Annotated in this window: 21 protein-coding genes; 13 read left to right on the top strand and 8 right to left on the bottom strand. The window is 71.6% G+C overall.

Translation table 11 applies throughout. From position 1 onward, the window contains the following. Window positions 1–6: 6 nt before the first annotated feature. Window positions 7–660 carry an NUDIX domain-containing protein gene (locus BM333_RS09445; RefSeq protein ID WP_092310328.1) on the bottom strand — a complete coding sequence of 218 codons (654 nt, stop codon included), beginning with the start codon at window positions 658–660 and terminating at the stop codon, window positions 7–9. Window positions 661–705: 45 nt separating this feature from the next. On the opposite strand from BM333_RS09445, the gene BM333_RS09440 reads away from it, so the two are divergent. After that, window positions 706–1,308 (top strand): nitroreductase family protein, encoded by a 603-nt coding sequence (locus BM333_RS09440; RefSeq protein ID WP_092310325.1) that lies wholly within the window; start codon window positions 706–708, stop codon window positions 1,306–1,308. A gap of 142 nt (window positions 1,309–1,450) precedes the next feature. On the opposite strand, the gene hutI is transcribed toward BM333_RS09440, so the two are convergent. Further along, window positions 1,451–2,659: an imidazolonepropionase gene (gene hutI, locus BM333_RS09435; RefSeq protein ID WP_092310322.1), complete on the bottom strand. Its 1,209-nt coding sequence runs from the start codon at window positions 2,657–2,659 to the stop codon at window positions 1,451–1,453. Then, entirely contained in the window at window positions 2,656–3,561 is a 906-nt protein-coding gene (locus BM333_RS09430; protein ID WP_092310736.1) for an agmatinase family protein, read from the bottom strand. Before BM333_RS09430 ends, hutI begins: the two co-directional genes overlap by 4 nt. Before the next feature lie 25 nt (window positions 3,562–3,586). On the opposite strand from BM333_RS09430, the gene hutU reads away from it, so the two are divergent. Then, window positions 3,587–5,257 carry a urocanate hydratase gene (hutU, locus tag BM333_RS09425; protein ID WP_092310319.1) on the top strand — a complete coding sequence of 557 codons (1,671 nt, stop codon included), beginning with the start codon at window positions 3,587–3,589 and terminating at the stop codon, window positions 5,255–5,257. A 175-nt stretch (window positions 5,258–5,432) separates the two neighbouring features. Beyond that, a complete protein-coding gene (gene hutH / locus BM333_RS09420; RefSeq protein WP_092310316.1) occupies window positions 5,433–6,962 on the top strand; it encodes a histidine ammonia-lyase in 1,530 nt (509 codons plus the stop codon). Window positions 6,963–7,155: 193 nt separating this feature from the next. Here hutH and fni read toward each other — a convergent pair whose 3' ends face one another. Next, the gene (fni, locus tag BM333_RS09415; RefSeq protein WP_092310313.1) at window positions 7,156–8,178 is read right to left on the bottom strand and encodes a type 2 isopentenyl-diphosphate Delta-isomerase; all 1,023 of its coding nucleotides are present in this window, start codon (window positions 8,176–8,178) and stop codon (window positions 7,156–7,158) included. Window positions 8,179–8,241: 63 nt separating this feature from the next. After that, window positions 8,242–10,071, bottom strand: coding sequence for a PPC domain-containing protein (locus BM333_RS09410; RefSeq protein ID WP_092310310.1), 1,830 nt, complete (start codon window positions 10,069–10,071; stop codon window positions 8,242–8,244). Between the two features lie 94 nt (window positions 10,072–10,165). Between BM333_RS09410 and BM333_RS09405 the strand changes: the two genes are divergently transcribed. From BM333_RS09405 to BM333_RS09385, 5 genes are all read left to right on the top strand, one after another. Beyond that, window positions 10,166–11,089 (top strand): bifunctional methylenetetrahydrofolate dehydrogenase/methenyltetrahydrofolate cyclohydrolase, encoded by a 924-nt coding sequence (locus tag BM333_RS09405; protein ID WP_092310307.1) that lies wholly within the window; start codon window positions 10,166–10,168, stop codon window positions 11,087–11,089. 53 nt (window positions 11,090–11,142) lie between these two features. Then, window positions 11,143–11,829 (top strand): LemA family protein, encoded by a 687-nt coding sequence (locus tag BM333_RS09400; protein WP_092310304.1) that lies wholly within the window; start codon window positions 11,143–11,145, stop codon window positions 11,827–11,829. Further along, the gene (locus BM333_RS09395) at window positions 11,826–12,641 is read left to right on the top strand and encodes a TPM domain-containing protein (RefSeq protein ID WP_245777216.1); all 816 of its coding nucleotides are present in this window, start codon (window positions 11,826–11,828) and stop codon (window positions 12,639–12,641) included. Before BM333_RS09400 ends, BM333_RS09395 begins: the two co-directional genes overlap by 4 nt. Further along, the gene (locus tag BM333_RS09390) at window positions 12,635–13,327 is read left to right on the top strand and encodes a TPM domain-containing protein (RefSeq protein ID WP_092310300.1); all 693 of its coding nucleotides are present in this window, start codon (window positions 12,635–12,637) and stop codon (window positions 13,325–13,327) included. The genes BM333_RS09395 and BM333_RS09390 overlap by 7 nt, the downstream gene beginning before the upstream one ends. 64 nt (window positions 13,328–13,391) lie before the next feature. Continuing rightward, window positions 13,392–14,174, top strand: a complete 783-nt coding sequence (locus BM333_RS09385) for an endonuclease/exonuclease/phosphatase family protein (RefSeq protein WP_092310297.1) — start codon at window positions 13,392–13,394, stop codon at window positions 14,172–14,174. Here the strand turns inward: BM333_RS09385 and BM333_RS09380 are convergent. Further along, window positions 14,116–15,564 (bottom strand): phospholipase D-like domain-containing protein, encoded by a 1,449-nt coding sequence (locus tag BM333_RS09380; RefSeq protein WP_245777215.1) that lies wholly within the window; start codon window positions 15,562–15,564, stop codon window positions 14,116–14,118. The two genes, BM333_RS09385 and BM333_RS09380, sit on opposite strands and share 59 nt — an antisense overlap. A gap of 187 nt (window positions 15,565–15,751) precedes the next feature. Between BM333_RS09380 and BM333_RS09375 the strand changes: the two genes are divergently transcribed. The 3 genes from BM333_RS09375 (at window position 15,752) to BM333_RS09365 (ending at window position 19,300) form a co-directional block, all read left to right on the top strand. Beyond that, on the top strand, window positions 15,752–15,943 hold the full coding sequence (locus BM333_RS09375; RefSeq protein WP_092310294.1) for a hypothetical protein: 192 nt from the start codon (window positions 15,752–15,754) through the stop codon (window positions 15,941–15,943). Between the two features lie 506 nt (window positions 15,944–16,449). Next, window positions 16,450–18,618 carry a coiled-coil domain-containing protein gene (locus tag BM333_RS09370; protein WP_245777214.1) on the top strand — a complete coding sequence of 723 codons (2,169 nt, stop codon included), beginning with the start codon at window positions 16,450–16,452 and terminating at the stop codon, window positions 18,616–18,618. Window positions 18,619–18,703: 85 nt separating this feature from the next. Beyond that, the gene (locus BM333_RS09365; protein WP_092310288.1) at window positions 18,704–19,300 is read left to right on the top strand and encodes a hypothetical protein; all 597 of its coding nucleotides are present in this window, start codon (window positions 18,704–18,706) and stop codon (window positions 19,298–19,300) included. Here BM333_RS09365 and BM333_RS09360 read toward each other — a convergent pair. Further along, window positions 19,297–20,451 carry an MFS transporter gene (locus tag BM333_RS09360; RefSeq protein ID WP_092310286.1) on the bottom strand — a complete coding sequence of 385 codons (1,155 nt, stop codon included), beginning with the start codon at window positions 20,449–20,451 and terminating at the stop codon, window positions 19,297–19,299. The genes BM333_RS09365 and BM333_RS09360 overlap by 4 nt on opposite strands. 48 nt (window positions 20,452–20,499) lie before the next feature. Here BM333_RS09360 and BM333_RS09355 point away from each other — a divergent pair, with 48 nt between their 5' ends. After that, window positions 20,500–20,871: a DUF423 domain-containing protein gene (locus tag BM333_RS09355; RefSeq protein ID WP_092310283.1), complete on the top strand. Its 372-nt coding sequence runs from the start codon at window positions 20,500–20,502 to the stop codon at window positions 20,869–20,871. Window positions 20,872–20,894: 23 nt separating this feature from the next. Further along, window positions 20,895–21,869, top strand: a complete 975-nt coding sequence (gene pip / locus BM333_RS09350; protein WP_092310281.1) for a prolyl aminopeptidase — start codon at window positions 20,895–20,897, stop codon at window positions 21,867–21,869. Window positions 21,870–22,572: 703 nt separating this feature from the next. Here pip and BM333_RS09345 read toward each other — a convergent pair. Further along, window positions 22,573–23,031, bottom strand: coding sequence for a DUF6173 family protein (locus tag BM333_RS09345; protein ID WP_245777213.1), 459 nt, complete (start codon window positions 23,029–23,031; stop codon window positions 22,573–22,575). Window positions 23,032–23,049: the final 18 nt, after the last annotated feature.

The following is a 23,049-nucleotide window of genomic DNA, read 5'->3' as shown; positions in this document are numbered from 1 at the left end:
CGGCGATCATACGCTGGCCAGCATGGCCTTCGCCAGTTCGGGCGGAAGCTCGCCCTCGCGGGCCATATGGTAGGCCCTGAGCGCCGTCGCCAGCGTGAACATGTCCCGGATCGCCCCGCGCCCGATCTCGCGCAACAGGTCGCCGAAGGGCACTCGGGCGATGCGGATGATCTCGGTCGGGTCAAGCTCCCCGGTCGCCGGCGACAGGTCCCACGCCAGCCAGGCGATGGCCCGCTCGTCGGTGACCGAATTGCTCATCTCCGCCCGGTAGGCCTCGCGCCAGACCGCCGCCTTGAGCCCCGCCTCCTCCGCCAGCTCGCGCTGGATGCCCCCCAGCGGGTCCTCGTCGAACGGCGCGCCGCCCTCGGGCATCTCCCACGACCAGTTCATCAGGGCGAAGCGCTGCTGGCCCACCAGGGTCACCGTGCCGTCCTCGTGCAGCGGCAGCACCCCGACCGACAGGTTCTTCGGCCGCATCACCACATAGTCGGACTCGTGCCCCGTCGGCGCGACGGCGTGCTGGCGGGTCAGCCGCATCCACGGGTTCTCGAACAGGGTCTCGACCGGCCCCTCGCCCCGCCACGGCGGCGGGCGGTCGCTCCCGTCGTCCCAGGCCGGGGTCGGGCGGTCGGCGTCGAAGGCGGTGCGCGAGTCGGTCATGGGCCGGGTATGGCGCAGCGGCGTTCGCGGCACTAGCTAGGCGGCATGACCGACGCCGACCTGGGGGCCTCCCTGCCCCTCCCCGTCCCCTCGCCCGAGCTGGAGCGCCGGCTGGCCACGCGCCGGTCGGCCCCCGCCCAAGCCCTGGCCGCCCCCGGACCCTCGCCGGCCGAGGTCGAGCGGATCCTGTCGCTGGGCGCCCGCACGCCCGACCACGGCAAGCTGTTCCCGTGGCGCTTCTTGGTCATGGGCCCGCAGGGCCGCGCCGACCTCGCCCGCCGCCTCGAGCCCCTCGCCGCCCGTCAGCCCGACCCCGGCAAGGCGGCGAAGGTGCTCAGCAAGCTGACCTGCCCGCCGCTGACCATCCTCGTCGTCTCGGCCCCGGTCCCGAACCTCAAGGTGCCCGAGTGGGAGCAGCGCCTCTCCGCCGGAGCCGTGTGCATGAACCTCGAACACGCCGCCAACGCCCTGGGCTATTCGGCCAGCTGGATCACCGACTGGTACAGCTACGATCCCGAGGCCGTCGCCCTGCTCGGCCTGACGGGTGCGGAGCAGGTCGCCGGCTTCATCCATATCGGAACCTTGGCCGAGCCGCCGCTGGAGCGCCCGCGGCCGGATCTGGCCTCGCGTACGACCTACCAGGCCTGAGCCAGGGTCGCCTCGACCGACAGCCCCGTCGCCACCGCCAGCCCCAGCGTCACCACCACCAGGGCGGCGAGCAGCAGGCCTTCGGTGCGGTCGCGGAACGGGCGCATGGCGCGAGCATGCGCGGATTCGCCTTACCCGACGATTACGCGGCCGCGCCGGCCAGATAACGCCGGTGCAGCAAGGGCTTGCCCAGCCAGTAGCAGAGCTCGGCCGGCCGCTCGACGTCCCACACCGCCAGGTCGGCCGCCTTGCCGGCCTCGATCGTGCCGGCCTCTTCGCCCAGCCCCAGCGCCTGCGCCGCGACCCGCGTCGCCCCAGCCAGCGCCTCCTCCGGGGTCAGCCGGAACTGCACGCAGGCCAGGTTCAGCGCCGCCGTCATCGAGGCCACCGGCGAGGTGCCCGGGTTGCAGTCCGTCGCCACCGCCATCCCGACCCCGTGCCGCCGCAGCAGCTCCACCGGCGGGGGCTGCGTCTCCCTCAGCATCAGGAAGGCGCCCGGCAGCAGCACCGCGACCACCCCGGCCTCGGCCATGGCCTTCACCCCGGCCTCGGTGGTGTGCTCGACATGGTCGGCCGACAGCGCCTTGTACTTGGCCGCCAGCGCCGCCCCGCCGCCGTCCGACAGCTGGTCGGCGTGCAGCTTGACCGGCAGACCCAGCGCGCGTGCCTTGTCGAACAGCCGCCCCACCTCCCCGACCGAGAAGGCGATCGGCTCGCAATAGGCGTCCACGGCGTCGACCAGCCCCTCGGCGTGCGCCGCCAGCAGGATGTCGTCCACAGCCTTGTCCACATAGGCGGCGCGGTTCGCCCGATGCTCCGGCGGCACTGCGTGCAGGCCCAGGTAGCTGGTCCGCACCCGCACCCCCGCCTCGCGCCCGATCCGCCGCGCCGTGCGCAGCATCTTCAGCTCGCTGTCCCGGTCCAGCCCGTAGCCGGACTTGATCTCCACCGTGGTCACCCCGGTCGCCTTGAGCCCCGCCAGTCGCGTCAGGGCGCTGGCGTACAGCGTCTCCTCCGACGCAGCCCGCGTCGCCGTCATGGTCGAGACGATGCCGCCCCCGGCCCGGGCGATGTCCTCGTACGACGCCCCGTTCAGCCGCTGCTCGAACTCGCCGGAGCGGTCGCCGCCAAACACCAGGTGGGTGTGGCAATCGATCAGGCCGGGGGTCACCCAGCGCCCGCCCAGCCGGTGGGTTTCCACAGGCTTGTCCACAGGCGCCTCCGCCCGCGGCCCGGCCCAGACGATGCGACCGCCCTCGACCAGCACCGCCCCGTCTTCCGCCGCCCCGAACGGCGCGCCGCCGGGTACCATGGTCGCCAGCCGGCAGTCGGTCAGGAGCAGGTCGCTCATCTTTCCTCGAACCCCGCCAGCAGTTCGCAGAACCACCGCCCCGCCGTCAGCGAGCCGAGGTCGCCCACCTCCAGCGACGGATCGTATTCGGTCAGGTCCACCGCCTTCACCTTGGGATGCGCCCCGACCGCCCGCGTGGCGTCGAAGAAGTCGTGCACGCTCACCCCGCCGGGCCGCGCGCCCGGCGAGGCCGGCCACTGGCTGCGGTCGATGACGTCGATGTCGAAGTCGACGTAGATCGCCTCGACCAGCCCCGACAGCCGCTCAAGCTCCTCGGCCACCACGGCCGCCAGCCCGCGTTCGCGGCACTCCCGCGCCGTCCGCACCGCGATCCCCGCCGCCATCGCCGTCTCGTGGGCCCGCCGGGTGTTGGCGAACGGAGACAGTCCGACCTGGCTGATCCGTTCGCCCGCCAGCCCGTCCTCCAGCAGCGCCCGCACCGGATTGCCGTTGGTCAGCCCCCGGTCGGTGTCCCTGAGGTCGAAATGGGCGTCCAGCGTCAGCAGGCCGACACCCTCAAGTCCCTTGGCCAGCCCGAGCCCGTGCGCCCCCGGACGCGTGACGGCGTTGTTGCCGCCGACCAGCACGGTCAGCGCCCGCCCCGCCTGCGCCGCCACCGCGTCGCGCACCGGCGCGAACGCCTCCGCCGGGGCCAGCGCCTTCACCGCCACGTCGCCGGCGTCGTGCACCCGCGTCGCCAGCTCGCGGCCGGTCTCCACGTCATAGGTCGAGAACCGCGGCAGCACGGCGCGCAGCGCCTTCGGTCCGAGGTCGCACCGACCGGGCGTCAGCGATCGCTCGTTGACGCCCGCGCCGATCAGCGCGACCCGTGCATCGGGATGGTCGCCGACGAGGTCCGCGACGGAGCGCCAGCCCAGCGCCTCTGAGTCTTCCGTGGTCATGGTCTGGCAGCGTAGAGAGGCGTCCATGTCGACTCAACAGACCCCGAACGCCCGCGTCGTCCGCGCCCCGCGCGGTCCGGAGATGACGGCGAAGACCTGGGCCGCCGAGGCCGCCCTGCGCATGATGATGAACAACCTCGATCCCGAGGTGGCCGAGCGGCCGGAGGACCTCGTGGTCTACGGCGGCATCGGCAAGGCGGCGCGGGACTGGGCGAGCTTCGACCGCATCGTCGCCGAGCTCCGCGCGCTTGAGCCCGACCAGACCCTTCTGGTGCAGTCGGGCAAGCCGGTCGGGGTGTTCCGCACCCACGCGGACGCACCGCGGGTGCTGATCGCCAATTCCAACCTGGTGCCGAAGTGGGCGACCTGGGAGCATTTCCACGAGCTCGATCGCAAGGGGCTGATGATGTACGGCCAGATGACGGCCGGCTCGTGGATCTACATCGGCACCCAGGGCATCGTTCAGGGCACCTACGAGACCTTCGCCGAGGCCGGACGCCAGCACTATGGCGGCGACTGGTCGGGCAAGTGGATCCTCACCGCCGGACTCGGCGGCATGGGCGGGGCCCAGCCGCTGGCGGCGACCATGGCCGGGGCCTCGTGCCTGGCGGTGGAGTGCCAGCGCAGCCGCATCGAGATGCGCCTTCGCACTCGCTACCTCGACGTCATGGCCGAGACGCTCGACGAGGCGCTCGATCTGCTGAAGCAGTCGATCGAGGACAGGAAGCCGATATCCATCGGCCTATTGGGCAATGCCGCTGAAGTTCTGCCTGAACTGGTCAGACGCGGCGTGCGGCCCGACCTGGTCACCGACCAGACCTCGGCCCACGACCCGGTCAACGGCTATCTGCCGATCGGCTGGACCGTCGCCGAATGGGAGACGAAGCGGCAGTCCGACCCGGCCGCCGTCGAGGCCGCCGCCCGCGCCTCCATGGCCGTGCACGTCCGCGCCATGCTCGACTTCCACGCCATGGGCGTGCCGACGACCGACTACGGCAACAACATCCGCCAGGTCGCCTTCGACGCCGGGGTCGAGGACGCCTTCGCCTTCCCCGGCTTCGTGCCCGCCTACATCCGTCCGCTGTTCTGCCGCGGCATCGGGCCGTTCCGCTGGGCCTCGCTGACCGGCGATCCGGAGGACATCCGCAAGACCGACGAAGCCATGAAACGGCTGTTCCCGGATAACGCCGGCCTGCACCGCTGGCTGGACATGGCCGGGGAGCGCATCGCCTTCCAGGGCCTGCCCGCCCGCATCTGCTGGATCGGCCTCGGCGACCGCCACCGCGCCGGGCTGATGTTCAACGACATGGTGGCGTCGGGCGAGCTCAGCGGCCCCATCGTCATCGGTCGCGATCACCTCGACAGCGGCTCGGTGGCCAGCCCCAATCGTGAGACCGAGGCCATGATGGACGGCTCGGACGCCGTCTCCGACTGGCCCCTGCTCAACGCCCTGCTCAACACCGCCTCGGGGGCCAGCTGGGTGTCGCTGCACCACGGCGGCGGCGTCGGCATGGGCTACAGCCAGCACTCGGGCGTCGTCATCGTCGCCGACGGCACGCCGGAGGCGGCCCGGCGTCTGGAACGCGTCCTCTGGAACGACCCCGCCACCGGCGTCATGCGCCACGCGGACGCCGGATACGACATCGCGAAGCAGGCGGCGCGGGAACACGGCCTCAACCTGCCGAGCCTCAAGTGACCCTCGCCCCTCCCCTTCCTTCTCCCCTCGGGGGAGAAGGTGGCTCGCGGAGCGAGGCGGATGAGGGGGCTTTCAAAGCCGCCTCGTTCACGCGCCTGAGCCACGCCGACCATCCCCCTCATCCGGGCGGCTGCGCCGCCCACCTTCTCCCCCGAGGGGAGAAGGGAGACAGAGCATGACCCAGATCACCATCGGCGCCGCCCCCCTCGCGCTCGCCCAGCTCCGCGCCGTCCTCGACGGTCCGATTTCGATCAGCCTGACCGACGCCGCTTGGGTCGCCGTCGACAAGGGCGCGGCGGCCGTCGCCGCCATCGTCGCCGAGGGCCGCACCGTCTATGGCGTCAACACCGGCTTCGGCCTGCTGGCCAACACCAGCATTGCGCCGGAAGACCTTGAAACCCTTCAGAAGAACCTCGTCCTCAGCCACGCCTGCGGCGTCGGGCCTCTGCTCGACGACGCCGTCGTCCGCCTGCTGATGGTGCTGAAGATCGCCAGCTTGTCGAAGGGCGCTTCCGGGATCCGGCGCGAGACGCTCGAGACGCTGGTCGAATTGGTCAACGCGGACCTCCTGCCCTGCATCCCGTCCAAGGGCTCGGTCGGCGCTTCGGGCGACCTCGCCCCGCTGGCCCACATGAGCTGCGTTCTGATCGGCGTGGGCGAAGCCCGCGCCGGCGGCGAAACCCTGCCCGCCGAGGCGGCGCTGGCCCGGATCGGCCGCAAGCCCCTGACCCTCGGCCCCAAGGAGGGGCTGGCCCTGCTCAACGGCACCCAGTGCTCCACCGCCCTGGCGCTGGCCGGCCTGTTCGCAGCCGAGGCCTGCTTCGCCGCCGCCGTCGCCGCCGGCGCCCTGTCCGTGGATGCGCTCAAGGGCTCCGACGCCCCCTTCGATCCCCGCATCCACGCCCTGCGCGGCCAGCCCGGCCAGCTCGACGTCGCCGCGCGCCTCCGCGCCCTCATGGAGGGCTCCGCCATCCGCGACAGCCACCGCCACGACTGCGCCAAGGTGCAGGACCCCTACTCGCTGCGCTGCCAGCCGCAGGTCATGGGCGCCACGCTGGACGTCCTGCGCAACGCCGCGGCCATGCTGGAGCGCGAGGCCAACGCCGTCACCGACAATCCGCTGGTCTTCATCGACGACGGCGACGTCATCTCGGGCGGCAACTTCCACGCGGAACCCGTTGCCTATGCAGCCGATCAGATCGCCATGGCGCTCTGCGAGATCGGCAACATCTCCGAGCGCCGCACCTCCATCCTCGTCGACCCGAAGATGAGCGAGCTGCCGGCCTTCCTGGTCAGGGAGAGCGGCCTCAACTCCGGCTTCATGATCGCCCAGGTGACGGCGGCGGCGCTGGTGGCGGAGAACCGCATGGTCGCCCACCCCTGCGTGGTCGACACCGTCCCGACCTCGGCCAACCAGGAGGACCACGTCTCCATGGCCACCCACGGGGCGCGCCGCCTGCTCGACATGGCGGAGAACACCGCCACCGTGGTCGGCATCGAACTGCTCGCCGCCGCCCAGGGCATCGAGTTCCACCGTCCGCTGAAGAGTTCGCCGGACCTGGAACAGGTCTGGGCCATCGTCCGCGAGGCCGCCGCGCCCTACGCCTCGGACCACTATTTCGCGCCGGACATCGAGCGCGCCACGCAGGGCGTCCGCGCCGGCCGCTACCGGTCCTTCGCGGCCGACCTTCTGCCCTCGGCCTGAGCCACGACCGATTCTGACGCACAGGGGCCGCAGGATGGCGGCTCTGGGTCTTTGACAATCGAACACACGCCCCCCGTCCGGCCTGTCCAGCCGACGGGCGCCTGTCCACGGGATTCATCGGCCGCCCGCAGCCCTGCGGACGCATCGGACGCATCGGACGCATCGGACTGCTTTTTTGGGTCCGCGCCAGCCCTCAGACCTGCAGCGGCGCCCTGGACAGCGCCGCCAGATTGGCGGACCCGGTGCAGAAGCAGACGGTCCTCAACTGCCGGATGACGGTCTGGAAGTGGGCCACGACCGCCTCGGTCGAGTGGGTCGCCGCCGCCAGCACTCCGGCCGCCTGGCCGACGATGTCGGCCCCCAGCCGGATAGCCCGGGCCGCGTCGACGCCGTCGCGTATGCCGCCGGAGCCGATGATCAGGGTGCGGGGACAGGCCGCCCGCGCCTCGGCGATGGCCCTTGCCGTCGGAACGCCCCAGTCGGCGAAGGCCGCGGCGTGGGCCTTGTCGCCGTCCCCTTCTGCGCGCTCGCCCTCGACGCTGGCCCAGTTGGATCCGCCCGCCCCGGCCACATCGAGGCCCGCGACGCCCATGTCCGCCAGCCGCTTCGCCGTCGCCGCCGACAGACCCGCCCCGGTCTCCTTGACCACCACCGGCGCGTCCAGGGCCCGGACCAGCGCCTCCAGCGCCGCCCCGACGCCCCACCAGTCCCGATCGCCTTCCGGCTGGCAGGCCTCCTGCAGCGGGTTCAGGTGCACCACCAGGGCGTCCGCCGCGACCATGTCGATCACCCGCCGCGCCTCGTCCACCCCGAAGCCCCGGGTCAGCTGCGCCGCTCCGATGTTGGCGAGGATCGGCGTGTCGGGGGCCTTGAGGCGAAGGCTCATGTCGAGGCCCGGCGTGGGCCCGCCGGTCGCCAGCGCCGCGCGCTGCGAGCCGACCGCGAGGGCGATACCGAGGTGCTGCGCCGCCTCCGCCAGCCGGGCGTTGATGGCCTCCGCCCGCGCCGGCCCGCCGGTCATGGCGCTGATCAGCAGGGGCGCCTGCAGCCGCCGCCCGAGGAAGTCGACGCCGAGGTCGATCTTGCCATGGTCGAGGTCCGGCAGCGCCTCGTGGACGAAGCGGACGGCGTCGAGGCCGGTGTCCAGCCGGTGCCGCGCCTTGCCGGCAAGGATGACGTCGAGGTGCTGGTCCTTGCGGGCGGCGATGTCGGTCAAGTTCCGGCTCCGGCGTCAGGCCCCCTCCCGATCCTTAGCCCAGGTCGGACCCGCCGCGAAGCCTCAGGGCTGCTTCTCCACGATCAGGGCGTAGGCGCCCGTCTGCCCCTGCTGGAAGGTTCCGGCGCGGATCTCGTACGTCCCGTCCGACGGCGCCGCCCATTCGAGCTTCGAATGGGTGTCGGACAGTCCGTCGTCATCGCTGCCAAGCACCTCGAAGGCGCCGTCGTCGCCGGTCCTGCCGACGATCACGAAGCTGTCGACCTCGTTGGAGGCCATGATGATCGTCAGCTTCTCTTCCGCCTTCAGGGTCACCCGATAGGCGTCGTAGAAGCTGTTGTCCTCCGCGGACGCGTCCGACTCGGTCAGGGCGCCCCGCGCCGTGGCCCCGACGAGGATGCTCCCCGGCTCCGGTTGAGGCCCCCGATCGATCAGTTCCAGCGAGTACAGACCCTCGTCTTCCGGCCCGTAGGCGGAGGCCCGGAGCACGTAGTCTCCGTCTTCCGGAAGGGTGTAGTTCAGGCGCGAGTCGGTGCCCTCCCCCAGCCCGTCGTCATCCGACGCCAGCGCCGAGAATTCGCCCCCGGCGCGGCCGATCCGGAGAACCGTGTCGAAGTCCCCGGACCGCATGATCGCCTGGATGCGCTGCCCCTCGCGCCCGGAGAAGCTGTAGCCGTCGAACCCCCGGTCCTCCGCGTCACGTGGATCGCCCTCCCCGATCTCTCCCTCAAGGGTCGTGCCGAAGGCCAGCGGCTCGGGCGCCCGTTCGGGCTCCATCTCGGCGATGGAGAGGCTGTAGTCGCCGGTCGCGCTGGAGAAGGCGCGGGCCTCGATCACATAGGCGCCATCCGCCGGTAGGGTGAAGATCAGTCGGGAATCGGCTCCCTCGGGTCCGCCGTCGTCGTCCGTCGCCAGGCTGGTGTTGGCCGCGTCGAACAGCTCGAGATAGGTGTCGAAGTCGGCCGAGGTCATGTCGATGCGGACCCGCTGCCCCGCTCGCCCCTCGAACCGCCAGGCGTCAGCCGGCACGCCCGCGGCGTTTATCCCGTCGTCCTCGGTCAGGACTCCCTCGACCGTGTCCCCGATCGCGATGGGCTGCGCCGGCAGCGGCTCAGGTCCTTCGGACAGGGTCAGGCTGTAGGCGCCCTCCGACCCCGGGGCCAGGGGGGTGACCTGGATGACGTAGCTCCCGTCATCCGGGGCGGTGAACATCAGCCGCGAATTGAGTCCCGCGCCCGGACCGTCGTCGTTCATCGCCAGTTCGTCGAAGTCGCCGCCCGTCATCCGCCCGACCCGGACCACGGGATCGAAGTCCTCGCTGTCGAGCGCGATGGCGAACCGTTCGCCCTCCCCCGCCCGGAAGCTCCACGTGTCGTACGGGAGGCCCTCGTCCGTCTCCGGATCGCGTGCGTTCAGTTCGCCCTCGACGGTCCGCCCCAATCGGATCGGGGAGGGGCGCGGCGCCGGTCGCGCCTGGGGGCGTTCCACAAGCGCCAGCGTGTAGGCGCCTGCGCCCGCCTCGGCCAGGGTTCGCGCCCGCAGGATGTGGGTGCCGGTCCGTTCAGCGGTGAAGCGCAGGCGGGCGTCGGTGCCTTCGCCGAGCCCGTCGTCGTCGAATGCGAGCGGCTCCTCCGCGCCCTCCGGATCGTGAAGGGCCAGGGCGGCGTCGAAGGCGGAAGACCGCATCACCGCCTCCAGCCTCTGCCCCGCCCGCGCCTCGAAGGCATAGGCGTCGTAGCGGTAGAAGCCCTCGGGATGGCGTGCGTCGCCCTCCCCGATCTCCCCCTCGACGCTGGCGCCGATCGCCAGCGGCTGCGCTTCCTGGGCCACGACGGCCGCCGCGACGGACAGCGTCAGCCAGCTGGCGGCGGCGAGAATCATCTGTCGGCGCATGCGGGTCCCCTCAATGCCGACCGATCATAGACGCCGAACCCGCCCCTCTGTAAATCGCGGGGACCGCACGATTCCTGACGACCGGAGCCGAACCATGACGGCCGACCCTGCACGCGCGACCCTCATAGACGGCAAGGCCTTCGCCGCCGCCCTGGTGGATCAGGTCGCCGCCGCCGCCGCCCGGCTTGAGGCGGATCGCGGCGTCAAGCCCGGCCTGGCCGTGGTCATCGTCGGCGAGGACCCGGCCAGCCAGATCTATGTCCGCAACAAGGGCGAGACGACGCAGCGGGCCGGGATGCGTTCCGACACCCACCGCCTGCCCGAGACCACTCCGCAGGGCGACCTGCTGGCGCTGATCGGCGAACTGAACGCCGACGCCGGCATCCACGGCATCCTCGTCCAGCTGCCCCTCCCCGCGCATATCGACAGCGCCGCGGTGCTCGCCGCCATCGATCCGGACAAGGACGTCGACGGCTTCCACGTGGTCAACGCCGGACGCCTCGCCGTCGGGCTGCCCGGCCTGGTCCCCTGCACGCCCCTCGGCTGCCTGATGCTCCTGAAGCACGAACTGGGCGACCTCACCGGTCTGAACGCCGTCGTCGTCGGCCGCTCGAACATCGTCGGCAAGCCGATGGCGCAGCTGCTGCTCGGCCAAAGCTGCACCGTCACCATCGCCCACTCCCGCACCCGCGACCTGCCCGCCCTGTGCCGAACCGCCGACATCCTCGTCGCCGCCGTCGGTCGGCCGGAGATGGTGCGCGGCGACTGGATCAAGCCTGGCGCCACGGTGATCGACGTGGGCATCAACCGCGTCCCGTCGCGCGACCCGGAGAGGGCCGCGGCCGGGAAGACCCGGGTCGTCGGCGACGTCGCCTTCGACGAGGCGGCCCTCGTCGCAGGCCGCATCACTCCGGTGCCCGGCGGCGTCGGCCCCATGACCATCGCCTGCCTGCTCGCCAACACCTACACCGCCGCCTGCCGGGCCGCGGGCGTGGAACCGGAGCCGTTGGGCGCTTGAACCGTTCGGCGTCCGGGCCAATAGTCCCGACCACGGTCCTCAGGAGACGCCCCATGTTCCGCTTTTCGCCCCGCGCCGTGGTTCTGGCCGCCCTTCTGGTCACGACGCCGGCCGTTTCAGGCTGCGGCATCAACGCCATCCCGACCAAGGAAGAGGCGGCGAAGGCGCGCTGGGCCGACGTCCAGTCGCAGTACCAACGGCGCGCCGACCTCGTGCCGAACCTGGTGGCGACCGTGCAGGGCGCCGCGATCCAGGAGCGCACCACCCTCACCCAGGTGGTCGAGGCCCGCGCCCGCGCCACCAGCGTGCAGGTGACGCCCGAAACGCTCACCGACCCGCAGGCCTTCCAGCGCTACCAGGCGGCCCAGGGCGAGCTGTCCCAAGCCCTGTCGCGGCTGCTGATGGTGGTGGAGAACTACCCGCAACTGCAGTCGAACCAGAACTTCCTCGCCCTGCAGTCGCAGCTGGAAGGGACCGAGAACCGCATCGCCGTCGCCCGGCGCGACTACAACGAAGCCGTTCGCGACTACAACACCAGCCTGCGTACCTTCCCCACGGTGATCTGGGCCAACACCATTCACGGCGGCTCGGAGCCGATGCAGCCCTTCACCGCCACCGAGGCGGCTCAGTCGACGCCGAACGTCAATTTCGACGCCCTCAATCCCGCGTCGCCGGGCGCCGCGACCGCCGCGCCGGGCGCGGCGCCCGGGTCCGCCCCGCCCGCCGCTCCCGCCCGGTGAACCGCCCGTTTCCCTTTTCGGGCGCCTGGCCGCTGCGGGCGGCCATGGCGGCGCTGCTGGCGGTCCTCTGGCTCCTCGCCGTGGCCTTGCCGGCGTCAGCCCAACCGCGCTTCCCGGAGCTGACCGGCCGCGTCGTCGATCAGGCCCGACTGCTCTCGCCGGCCAAGGAGGCGGAGATCGCGACCCGCCTTGAGGCGCTGGAGCGCGACACCACCGACCAGCTGGTGGTGGTCACCGTCGACGATCTGCAGGGCTACGCCATCGAGGAGTATGGCTATCAGCTGGGCCGGACATGGCAGATCGGGCAGGCTGGCAAGAACAACGGCGTCCTGCTTCTCGTCGCGCCGAATGAGCGCAAGGTGCGGATCGAGGTCGGCTATGGGCTCGAGCCGGTGCTGACCGACGCCATGTCCGCCCTGATCATCCACAACCAGATCCTGCCGGCATTCCGTGACGGCTATTTCGAGCGCGGCATCGACCAGGGCGTCGCCGCCATCGAGGAGCAGTTGAGACTCGATCCGGCCGAGGCCGAGGCCAGGGCGGCGGCTGCAGAAAGTCCGGAGGCCGGACCGCCGATCGGACCGATCATCTTCATCGCCGCGATCTTCCTGTTCATGGCCCTGTCGCTGGCCGGGGGGATCGCCGGACGCGGACGTCGACGCAGGGGCCATGGCGTGGCTCCGATCCTCATCTGGGCGGCGTCGGAGGCGATGCGGAGCGGCGGTCGCGGCGGCGGCTCGTCGTGGGGCGGCGGCGGGTTCGGCGGCGGCGGCGGCAGTTTCGGCGGCGGAGGCGCGTCCGGCGGATGGTGATCAGGCAACGAACCCAGGCCGAGGCCCGCATCGCCGCGGCGATCGCCGAGGCCGAATCCCGCACCTCGGGCGAGATCTTCTGCGTCCTCGCCGGACGCGTCTCGTCCTACCGCGACGTGTCCCTGACGTGGGCGGCGGCCGCGGCGCTGATCCTGCCGCTTCTGCTGATCCCGGCAGGTTTCGAACCGTCGTGGGTACCGGGGTTCAGCGACGGATGGGAGGCGGGGCATCTGGCGGCGCGGGACATCACCGTCGGCCACGCCCTGGCCGCGTACGCCCTCCTCCAGGCGGGCGTCTTCCTGCTGACGTTTCTGCTGACCTCCATTCCCGCGGTTCGGCGGATCGCCACGCCGCGCCGAATCCGAACCGCCCGCGTTCGCCGGGCGGCGCTGCAGCAGTTCCTCGCCCACGGACTGCACGTGACGGAGTCGCGCACCGGGGTGCTGCTGTTCGCGTGCATGGCCGACCACCAGGTCGAGGTGATCGCGGACGAGGGCATTCATGCAAAGGTCGACCAGGTCGTCTGGGCCGAGGCGGCCGAGGCGCTCGCGCAAGGGCTGAAACGAGGGGACGCCCCGGGGGGGTTCGAGGCGGCCATCCGCCACACCGGCGCCGTTCTCGCCGAGCATTTTCCCCCCGGCCAACGTAACCACAACGAACTCGACGACCGGCTGGTCGTTATCTGAACCGGCCCAAGCGCCGCCATTTCTTCTTCCGCGGGCGCGCTCGTCACCCGCCAACCGGAAGCCCATGCCCCGCCTGCTGACCTATAATGTACATCGTTGCGAAGGCGTCGACCGGCGCGTGGACGTCGGCCGGATCGCCGCCGTCATCGCCGAGCACGAGCCGGACATTGTCTGTCTGCAGGAACTGGACGTCGGTCGCGCCCGGACCGGTTACGTCGATCAGGCCTGCTCGATCGCCGACCGCCTTTCGATGAGCTACCACTTTCATCCGGCCATGCGGGTGGAGGCCGAACTGTATGGCGACGCAATCCTGACTCATCTGCCTGAGCGGCTGATCCGCTCCGGTCCCCTGCCCTCGGTCCGCGGGGTGCCGCGGCTGGAGCCGCGCGGCGCCCTCTGGGCGGCGATCGAGATCGACGGAGCAACCCTGAACGTGATCAACACCCACCTGGGTCTGGTGCCGCGAGAGCAGCGACTGCAGGCGGCGGCGCTGGTCGGCGATCAGTGGCTGGACCATCCGGACTGCACCGGCCCCACCTTGCTGACCGGCGACTTCAACGCGACCTCTGTCACACGCCCTTACCAGACCCTCGCCCGACGGCTGGCGGACTGCCAGCGCACCCTCGGCCTTCGCCCCTCGGTGAAGACCTTCCCGTCCAGCTTCCCGGCCATCCGGATCGACCACTGCTTCACCAGTCCAGAGGTCGTGGTAACCGCCGTTCAGGCCCCCTTCTCGCCCCTCGCCCGCATGGCCTCCGATCACCTCCCGTTGATCGTCGACTTCGAGATCAGGCAGGCGGAAGCGACCGGCGTCGCTGGGACGGAGCCCGCCGCCGCCAGGGCCTGAAGGCATCCGAGGGCGAGGTCGGATCGCCAATCTGGAACTCTGCGACGAACTGTTCGAGCCCTGAGGGGGGTGTGGCGCCCAGCATGCGCATGCGGCCGCCGTCGAAGCGCCGGACAGCTTCTCCGACCGAGCCGGTCAGCGCCTCGGCCGCGGCGAAGGCCTCGCCCTCGACGCCGATCCAGTGGCCGATGGTGCGATGGCGGAAGCGCCTGATCGCCTCCTGCCCCTCCTCTGTCCCAGGTCGCGCCGCGACGTCGCACTCGGTATCGAATCCGAACGACCGATTGTTCAGGTTGGTCGACCCGATGCGGATGATCTCGTCATCGTAGATCGACACCTTGGCGTGCACGATAATGCGCTGGCCGCCGGCGGTGTGGGGCGTGAAGGCGAAGAAGCGATTGTGCGCATCGGCCTGCTCGAGGCGGAACAGAACCTCCGAGCGGGCCGTGTCCATGGTCATCCGGTCAAACCAGCTGGGGCTTCCGCCCGTGGTGACGAGGACAATCTCCGGACCGTCGGGCTCGCGCAGGCGCTCGGCCAGGGCGGCGGCGATGATCGGCGAAGTGAAATACTGGTTCTCAAGATAGATCAGCCGTCTGGCGGACCGGATGGCGTCGAGGTGGAGGGCCTCGTTCTCGCGGACCCCCGGGCGACCCCGGCGCTCGGGCTCGGTCCGTGCGATGGCGACCGCGGCGTTTCCGAAGTCGGGCTCCACGCCCTCGGGCCAGGGATCGCTTTCTCCGGGATCGAGGACCGTGCGCTCCCCGGTGGCCCGTCGCCACCGCTCCCGGGCCAGATCGCCCAGCGCCTGCGCAGCCGGGCCGTCCATCACGCACATCACCTCATGCCGAGGCGGCGCAAGAACTCCTGACGGCTGGCAGCGGCGCGGGTCGAAGTCCTGATGCTCGTGGGAGTCCCAGCGATCGACCGACACGTCGCCCCCGCCGCAAAAGGCGACCCGATCGTCGATGATCACCGCCTTCTGGTGATGACAGGAACCCAGGGCCATCGGGGGGTCGAGCCGGAACTCGACCATGCGCTTCCGGAACCAGGCGTGGGCGCGCTGCGGAAAGAAGCCTTGGGAGGCGGCGATGAGCAACGGCGACTTCCAGATGAGCAGTCGAACGTCCAGATGTGGCCGCGACTTCACCAGCATCCTGAGCTGGTGCCCAAACTCGTCGGCCGGACCGCTGGCGCTTTCCGGGTCGAGGCGCGTGCGGGGATCGAATTGCCAGCCGAGGAGAACGATCGAGCGCGTCGCCTTGTCGATGGCCGAACTCAGCGCCGCGAAATAGGCGGCGTTCTCCATCAACACAGCGAAACGCGGCGCGGTCTCTACCCGCCAGCAGTTGCGCCCGGGGGCGAACAGCGACTGAAGTTGGTCTTCCATGGCGCTGCCCTGCCCGATTCCCGTGACGGCGGCATGCGCGCCTCCCCGGGCAGGAGACGCGCATGCCGCATTTCCGTTCCACCGTCCGGGGAGGCGGTCAATGCTGACGCATTGTTCATCTAACACCGCATTGCCGGACGCGAAGAATGCGCGCATAACAACCAATGCACTGGACAGGGGGTCGGCGATGCAGGCGCTGATCGAATTGATCGCCGGCTTCGTCGCCTTGCTCGCCGCAGCGGCGCTGTCGCAGTTCGGCCTGGACCTGACCACTCCGCAGGAGAACCAGCGCGAGATCCACCGGATCCGCGACTGCGGGGGCGAGAAGGCCGCCCCGGCGGCGCTGGCGGCCCGCGGCGAGGGCAAGCGCGAATGCTGAATTCCGGGTACGGGTTTCCCCATACGGAATCATCTCGCCTCGCCTTTGCGCCTCGCGATTGAGCGGTTAGGGTCGGCGGCCCGAGCGACGGCCCCCACGGCGCCGCTCCGAGACGAGATAGCCGCCTGATGAAGCCCCCCCGCCACCGGCCGCCGCTGAACCTGACCGAACCGGAACCGGATCCGCAACCGCCGGTCGAAGACGCACAAGCGACCAGCGGCGCCGAGGCGGATTCGATGAGCCAGGCAGACGCTGAACCCGGACGACCGATGTCGGAGCGTCGCCGGCGGCGGTTGGCCGAGGAGCGGCAGAGGGCCGAGACGCGGCGTAGCGAGCAGGCCCCGCCTGGAGACGCCCCGGTTCTGGCAGCCGAACATGAGCCGGAGTCCCCCCGGCCATCAGCCCTCGCGGAATCCGCCGACGCGCCTCCGGCGGCCTGGGCGGCGCCTTCAGCGCCCTCCATTCACCGTCGCGAGCCGTCAACGCCGTCTGGCCGCCACGCCTATGTGCTGGCCGGGATCGCGGCGGCGCTGTGGATCGGCGGGGTCGCCGCCTGGGCTGCGTTCGAAGCCGGCTCGGGCGCCGTCGACCTCCAGCCTCTTCGGCTCGCCCTCTACGCCCTCATCGCCCTGGCTCCCGCAGGGCTCGCCATCATGCTGGCGCACGCCGTGCGACAGGGGGCGGGGCTCGCTGCCGAGACCCGGCGCGCCCGCGACCTCTCGGACGCGCTGCTCGCCCCGACAGCGCTGGCCGCCCGGGAAACCGGCGAGGTGCTGCAGAGTCTCCGCATGGATATCGACCAGGCCTCCTTCGCAGCCGAGCGGGCGCGGAACGAGATGGCCCTCCTGCGCCAGGCGCTGGCGCAGGAGGCTGCGCACCTGAACGAGGCGGCCGAAACCGCGGGTCGCACGGCGCGGCGGCTGGCCGAGCAACTGGGCCGTGAACGTGACCAGATGCAGAGCCTCGGGGTCCAGCTCGACCACCAGGCCGCCGGGGTGGTGGACGCCGTCGAACGGCAGTCGCGCATGGTCGTGGACGCATCCGATCTCGCCCAGACCCAGCTCCGGGAGGCGGAGGCCGCGCTCGCGGCCCGCGCCGCCGATCTGGCCGCTGCGGCCGGCGAAGCGCAGGACGCCGCCCGGCTCGCCGCCGAGGATCTGGCGCGTCAGACCCTGCGTCTCGAGAACGCGGGCGCGGGCGTCGCCGAGCAGATCCAGTCCGTCGAAGAGGGTCTGGGCCAGCAGCGGGCCGCCCTCGTCACCGCCGCCTATGCGCTGCGCACCGACCAGGAGGACTTCTCCGCACAGGTCGAGAGTCAGCGGGCGCAGCTGGCCGAGCAGCTCTCCGCGGCCCGGTCCGCGACGGGCGAGCTGGGCGAGACATCGGTGAGGACCACCGATGCGGTGCGCGATCTCGTCGAGGCCGCCACCGACCAGTTCCGCGCCCTTGTGGAGATGTCGCAACGCGAGGCGGACGGTTTCGACGCGGCGACCAAGGTGGCCCTCGATCGCTTCGAGGCCCTCGCCGCCGAGGCGCGCGACGCGCTGATGGAGGAGACCCGGCGGGCCCTCGCCGCGATGCAGGCGACGGCCGAGGAATCGCGGGCAGCCGCGGAGGAAGCGGTCCAGCAGGCCCAGGTCCGCGCTGACCGGCTCGGGGAAGCCCTGTTCGATGCGGCCCGCAAGGCCGACGAAGCCGCGGACGCCCGGGTCGACAGCGCGCGTCGTATCGTCGACGAGACCGGCAGCCTGGTGGACGCCGCCGGCGACCGGGCGCTCGAACGCCTCGAACTGGTGGTCGAGCGCATGGACGTCGCCCTGTCCCGCATCGACGAAAGTCTGGGCGAACTCGATGATCGCGCCTCACGCCTTCCGGAGGAGGCGCGCGAGCGCATCGACAGCGTGCGCCGCTCGGTGGAGGAAGGGCTGGCCGCGCTGGCGGCCGCCTCACAGAAGGCCGCCGCGGACACCGAGGCGCTGGATGCCGGTTTCCAGGAACGCGTGCGGCGGAACTACGACATGTTGACCGAGGCGGTGCGCCTGATGGGCGTGGTGTCCGGCGACGCCGCGCCGGCCCGCCGACGGTCCGAAGCGTTGCCGGAATCGACCGCTGCGGACCGACCGGCCCGCCCCGAGGAAGCGCGCGGCTTCGGCCTGCGCGGCCGACTGAAGCTGGAGCCGGCCCCCGCACCGTCGACGCCGTCTCCCGCGACCAACGGCCCGCTCGGGTGGAGCGACCTGATCGATGAGGGACCGGGGGAACCGCCGCTGGATCTCGACACGCCGGTGATGCCGGACGCCGCGACATCCGGCGAGGATCTGGAGACGATCGGCGACCGGATCGTGACCGCCGTTCGAAGGATGGGGGTCGATCCCAACGCGCTGCTCCCGCGTTCGCGGGTCGAGGAGGCCGCGCGGGCGGTCGGCGCCCGGGACCCGGAGGGAGCCCGTCAGATCGTTCGCAAGGTGGCCCCGGCTGCGGTTCGCAGCGTCTCCCGCCGCGTGCTGACCGACCCGGCCCTGCGCGCCGACGCCGAAAGCTATGTGCGCGCCTTCGGGCGACGCCTGGCCGCCGACGCGGACGCGGGCGACGCCGCCGGAGTGCTCGGTCGCCTGACGTCGGATGGCGGCCGGGCCTTCATGTTGCTGGACGCGGCGATCGGCGACCTCGCCTGAACACTCCGGTCGACCGGGCTTGACGCCCGGGCGACGGCGCCGACACGGTGCCGCGGTCACCGCGGCAGCTTGAGGGATCCGGTTGATGCCAGACGTCGCACACGCTTCTCCGGACACCCGGCCACACCTCGTGATCTGCGCCTGGGCGCCCGACGAGACGGCATGGGATCCGATCGAGGATCTGTCCGGCGAACCATGGAGCCCGGCGGGCGCCCAGACCGACCCGCTGCCCGCGGATGAGCCCGAGCGGCTGGCCGACGCCCTGATCTCGCGCCTGGCCGATCCCCGACGCCGGGCCCTTCTGCTGATCGGCCGGAGCCGGCAGGGAGACAGCTTCCGCCTGCAGATCCGGGCCGAGAACCGGACGCTGGACGGGTCGGCTCGGCTCGACGAGTCCGGCCCCGCCGTGGTGCGGACGACCGCCCCGGCAGCCGAGATGGTGCAGGCCCTGCGCGAGGCGGGTCTGACCGCCGAGGCGACGTCGGAGGCCGATGCGGACGCCGGCAGCTATCTGCTGTACCGGGTGTTGTCCGCGCTCCCGAATGAGGGGGACGCGCCGGCGGTCGGTCTGCTGCGGGCGCCGCCCGGCGCATCCGACGCCGCGGTCCAGCGGGCGGTGAAGGCGGCGGCGCAGGCGATGGCCCGTCACCTGTCGCCCCTGCCGCGTTCACGGCCCGTCTAGGCCAGCTTGCGCCGCAACGGCAGCGCCGCCAGCAGGCCGACGGCCGCCATCGCCGCCATGGCGCCATAGCCGCCCGCGCCCCAGCGGTCGTACAGCGGCCCGGAAATGGCGGTGGCGCCGCCGATAAGGACGCCGGCCGAGAGCACGGAGCTGAGCGTCTGGGCGGCGGTCTGGGACTCGCGCGGCGCGAGACGCTCGACGATCTGGACGCCGGCGAGGAAGGTGGCGGCGAAGGTCAGGGCGTGGAGCGCCTGGAGCGGCCACAGCAACCACAAGGGCGGCGCAAAGGCCATGGCGGTCCAGCGCGCCACGGCGGCGAGGCATCCGGCGACCAGCAGGGCCCATGGACCGACGCCGACCCGGCGGCGCCAAGGCTCGAACAGCCACATCAGGGCGATCTCGACGACCACGCCGAAGGCCCACAGCTGGCCGGTCGTGGCTTCGCTGATCCCCTGCGCCTTCCACAGGATGGCCGAGAAGGCGTACTGGAAGGCGTGGGCGGCCTGGACGGCGCCGACGGCGAAGATGGCGGTCATGAAGACCGGATCGACGAACAGCCGGCCGAGGCCGTGGAAGCGCTCGCGTCCCCGGAGTGGCGCCCCCTCCCCGACCGGCTCCTCCGGCAGGATCAGGGCGCCGGCGGCGGCGACGCCGAGGCCCAGGACGGCGACCCAGACCACCACCAGGTCGGCGGGGCCGGACACCAGCAAGGCCCCGACGCCGACATTGGCGGCGACGAAGGCGGCCGAGCCGCAGCCGCGCGGCAGGGCGAAGGTGAAGCCGTGCCGGGCTGCGAGGCGCAGCGTCAGCACGTCCGAGAGCGGGATCAGCGCCGCCGCGGCCGTGGCGGCGACGAACCAGCAGATCGCCCGGACGGCGAGGACGTCGGTCAGGCCGGCGCCGGCGTAGCCGACGGCCATCACTCCCCCGAGCAGGGCGATGGGCGCGCGGCGGGTCCGAAAACCATCGGCCCAGACGGCCAGCAGGGGCCCGGTGACCACCCGCCCCAGCATCGGCGCCGCCAGCAGGGCGCCGATTTCCGCGCCGCTCAGCCCCTGCGCCCGAAACCACAGACCGGCGAAGGGAAGGCTGACCCCGGTGGCGCCGAAGAGCAACACATACTGCAAAGCCATACGCGCGGCGGGGGTCATGCGGCGCGCATAGCAGACGCGGCGGCTTCTGTCGGCTAGCGTGCAGTGATGAGGGGGAATCGCGTTCTCGCCGTTTTTGCGGCCCTGAACGGCGCCGTGGCGGTCGGCCTCGGCGCCTTCGCCGCGCATGGCGCCGGGCCCGCCGTGAAGACCCTGCTGACCACGGGCGCGCACTATCAGCTGGTCCACGCCGTGCTGGCCCTGGTCTGCGCCCTGTGGGCGGCCGGCGGACGGGCCGGCGCGGTCGCCGGCTGGCTGGCCGCGACGGGCGGACTGGTCTTCGCCGTCGCCCTCTCCTCCATCGGCCTTCTCGGCCTCTCCGCCATGGGAGCCGTGGCTCCGGTCGGCGGCGTCCTGATGATCTCGGCTTGGCTTTTGCTGGCCGGCGCCGCATTGCGGCCTTCCACCCCTTCCGCCTGAGCCCGCAGAGAGACCGGTTGAGTATGGCCTTCCCCGCGCCCGACACCCCGCGCCGCGACCTGTTCCCGGAGATCGAGCCGTACGCCACCGGCTACCTCCAGACCGGGAGCGTGCACGAGGTCTGGTACGAGGAATGCGGCAATCCGCAGGGCCTGCCGGTCGTGGTGCTGCATGGCGGTCCCGGCGGCGCGGTCAATCCGGGCATGCGACGCTTCTTCGACCCGGCGAAATACCGCATCGTCCTGTTCGATCAGCGCGGCTGCGGCAACAGCCGACCGAACGCCTCGCTCGAGGACAACACCACCTGGACCCTGATCGAGGACATCGAGCGGCTGCGCGAGCTGCTCGGGATCGACAAGTGGGTGGTGTTCGGCGGCAGCTGGGGATCCACCCTGTCGCTGGCCTACGCCATCACCCATCCGGAGCGGGTCTCGGCCCTGGTGCTGCGGGGCATCTTCCTGCTGACCCGGCCGGAGCTGCGCTGGTTCTACCAGGACGGCGCCTCGCACATCTTCCCCGACGCCTGGGAGCGGTTCGTCGCGCCGATCCCCGAGGACGAGCGCCACGACCTGATGGGCGCCTACTACAAGCGGCTGACCGGGGAGGACCGGGCCGAACGGGAACGCTGCGCCGTGGCCTGGTCGAGCTGGGAGGGCGAGACCGTCAGCGTCCAGGGTCCCTCGGCCCGACCGGAAAAGTTCGCCGAGCCTGAGTTCGCCGTCGCCTTCGCCCGGATCGAATGCTGGTATTTCGTCAATGGCGGCTTCTTCCCCGAGGAGGGCTGGCTGCTCAGGAACGTCCACCGCATCCGCCACATCCCCTGCTGGATCGCCCAGGGCCGGTTCGACGTGGTGACCCCGATGACCAGCGCCTGGGCGCTGCACCGGGCGTGGCCGGAGGCGAAGCTGGACGTCGTCGGCGACGCCGGCCACGCCTCAAGCGAGCCCGGCATCATCGACAGCCTGGTGCGCGGCACGGACTGGGCGGCGTCCCTCTAGATTGTCAAAGACCCGGCCGCCCGCTCCCGACCCCCGAGGCAGGACAAGGCATGACCCTTCGCCGATTCGGGAGAAGCGGTGCGGGCGGGAAGGGAGCGGGGCGCCAGGCCTCCGCCCGGTCTGTGCAGTTTGGGTGACCGTATTCGGCGGAAGCAGGCGCCCCGCGTGGTCGTTTTCCGTTCGCCCCGCCGACTGGCGGCCGTGTTCGGGCCTTGAAGGCTCGCCGGTTCGGCCTTGCGGCGTCGCCGGGAGGCCGGACTTTCCGTATCATGTCCGCATCGACCCCGCCTGGTTGGGCGCGCGGCGAGCAAGGGACGCCATCCACTCGACGTCCACGAGGCCCCCGGGACTCTCCTCCACCCCGGCTTCATCGCTCGACCACAGCCCGCTGTCGTCGAGGTCGTCTGGCGCCCTCCTGCACGCCGTCACCCTCGGGCTTGACCCGAGGGCCGGAGGTCGGGGCGGCTCAGATGTCGGGAACGGCCCGCCGATTCCCCACCCTTCCTCCGATCTGAGCGGCGGAACGTCCGGCCCTCGGTCAAGCCCGAGGGTGACGGTGGGAGGGTGACGGTGGGAGGGGGATTGTGGGTGTGGAGGGGAGGGCTGCTCAGACGCCGTTGTGGCGGCCGAAGACGCAGGGTGGTTTCCCCCTCCACCACGCTTCGGGTGGTCCCCTTCCCGGTGGAGAACGGCTCAGGGTCGCCTATTTCGGGTTGGTGCTGCGGACCATTTCCGAGAGCTGGAAGCCGATGCGGCGGGCCTCGCGCTCCTCGGGCTTCTTGCGGGCGTTCAGCAGCACGTTGATCTGGGCGTAGTGCTGGATCAGGCGCACCGGCCGGCCGTCGGGGTTCTTGCCGGTGAAGAGGATGAAGTCGGGCCCCCAGAAGCCGACGTCGTCGATCTGCATGGTGCCGTCGCCGGGCACGCCGACGATGTGGGCGGCGACTTCCTCGTCCCTGTCGAGGCTCTTCTCGAAGTCCTCGATCAGTTTGGACAGGCGGACGAAAGCCCACTCGGCGGGGTTCTCGCGCATGCGCACGCCGTCGGTGAGGGCGGCGGCCTGCTCGGGCGAGGCGGCCGGCAGCATGGGCTGGGGACAGGGCTGGTCGCCCCAGTCGGGGACGAACTTCGGCGGGGTGGAATCGGCTTTGGGGTCGGTCATGCCGGACCCTAACGCGCG

This window comes from Brevundimonas viscosa (assembly GCF_900116065.1).
GTDB classification, from domain to species: domain Bacteria; phylum Pseudomonadota; class Alphaproteobacteria; order Caulobacterales; family Caulobacteraceae; genus Brevundimonas; species Brevundimonas viscosa.
Note: the sequence above shows the minus strand (reverse complement) of the source record. Positions and strands in the feature narration are given on the sequence as shown.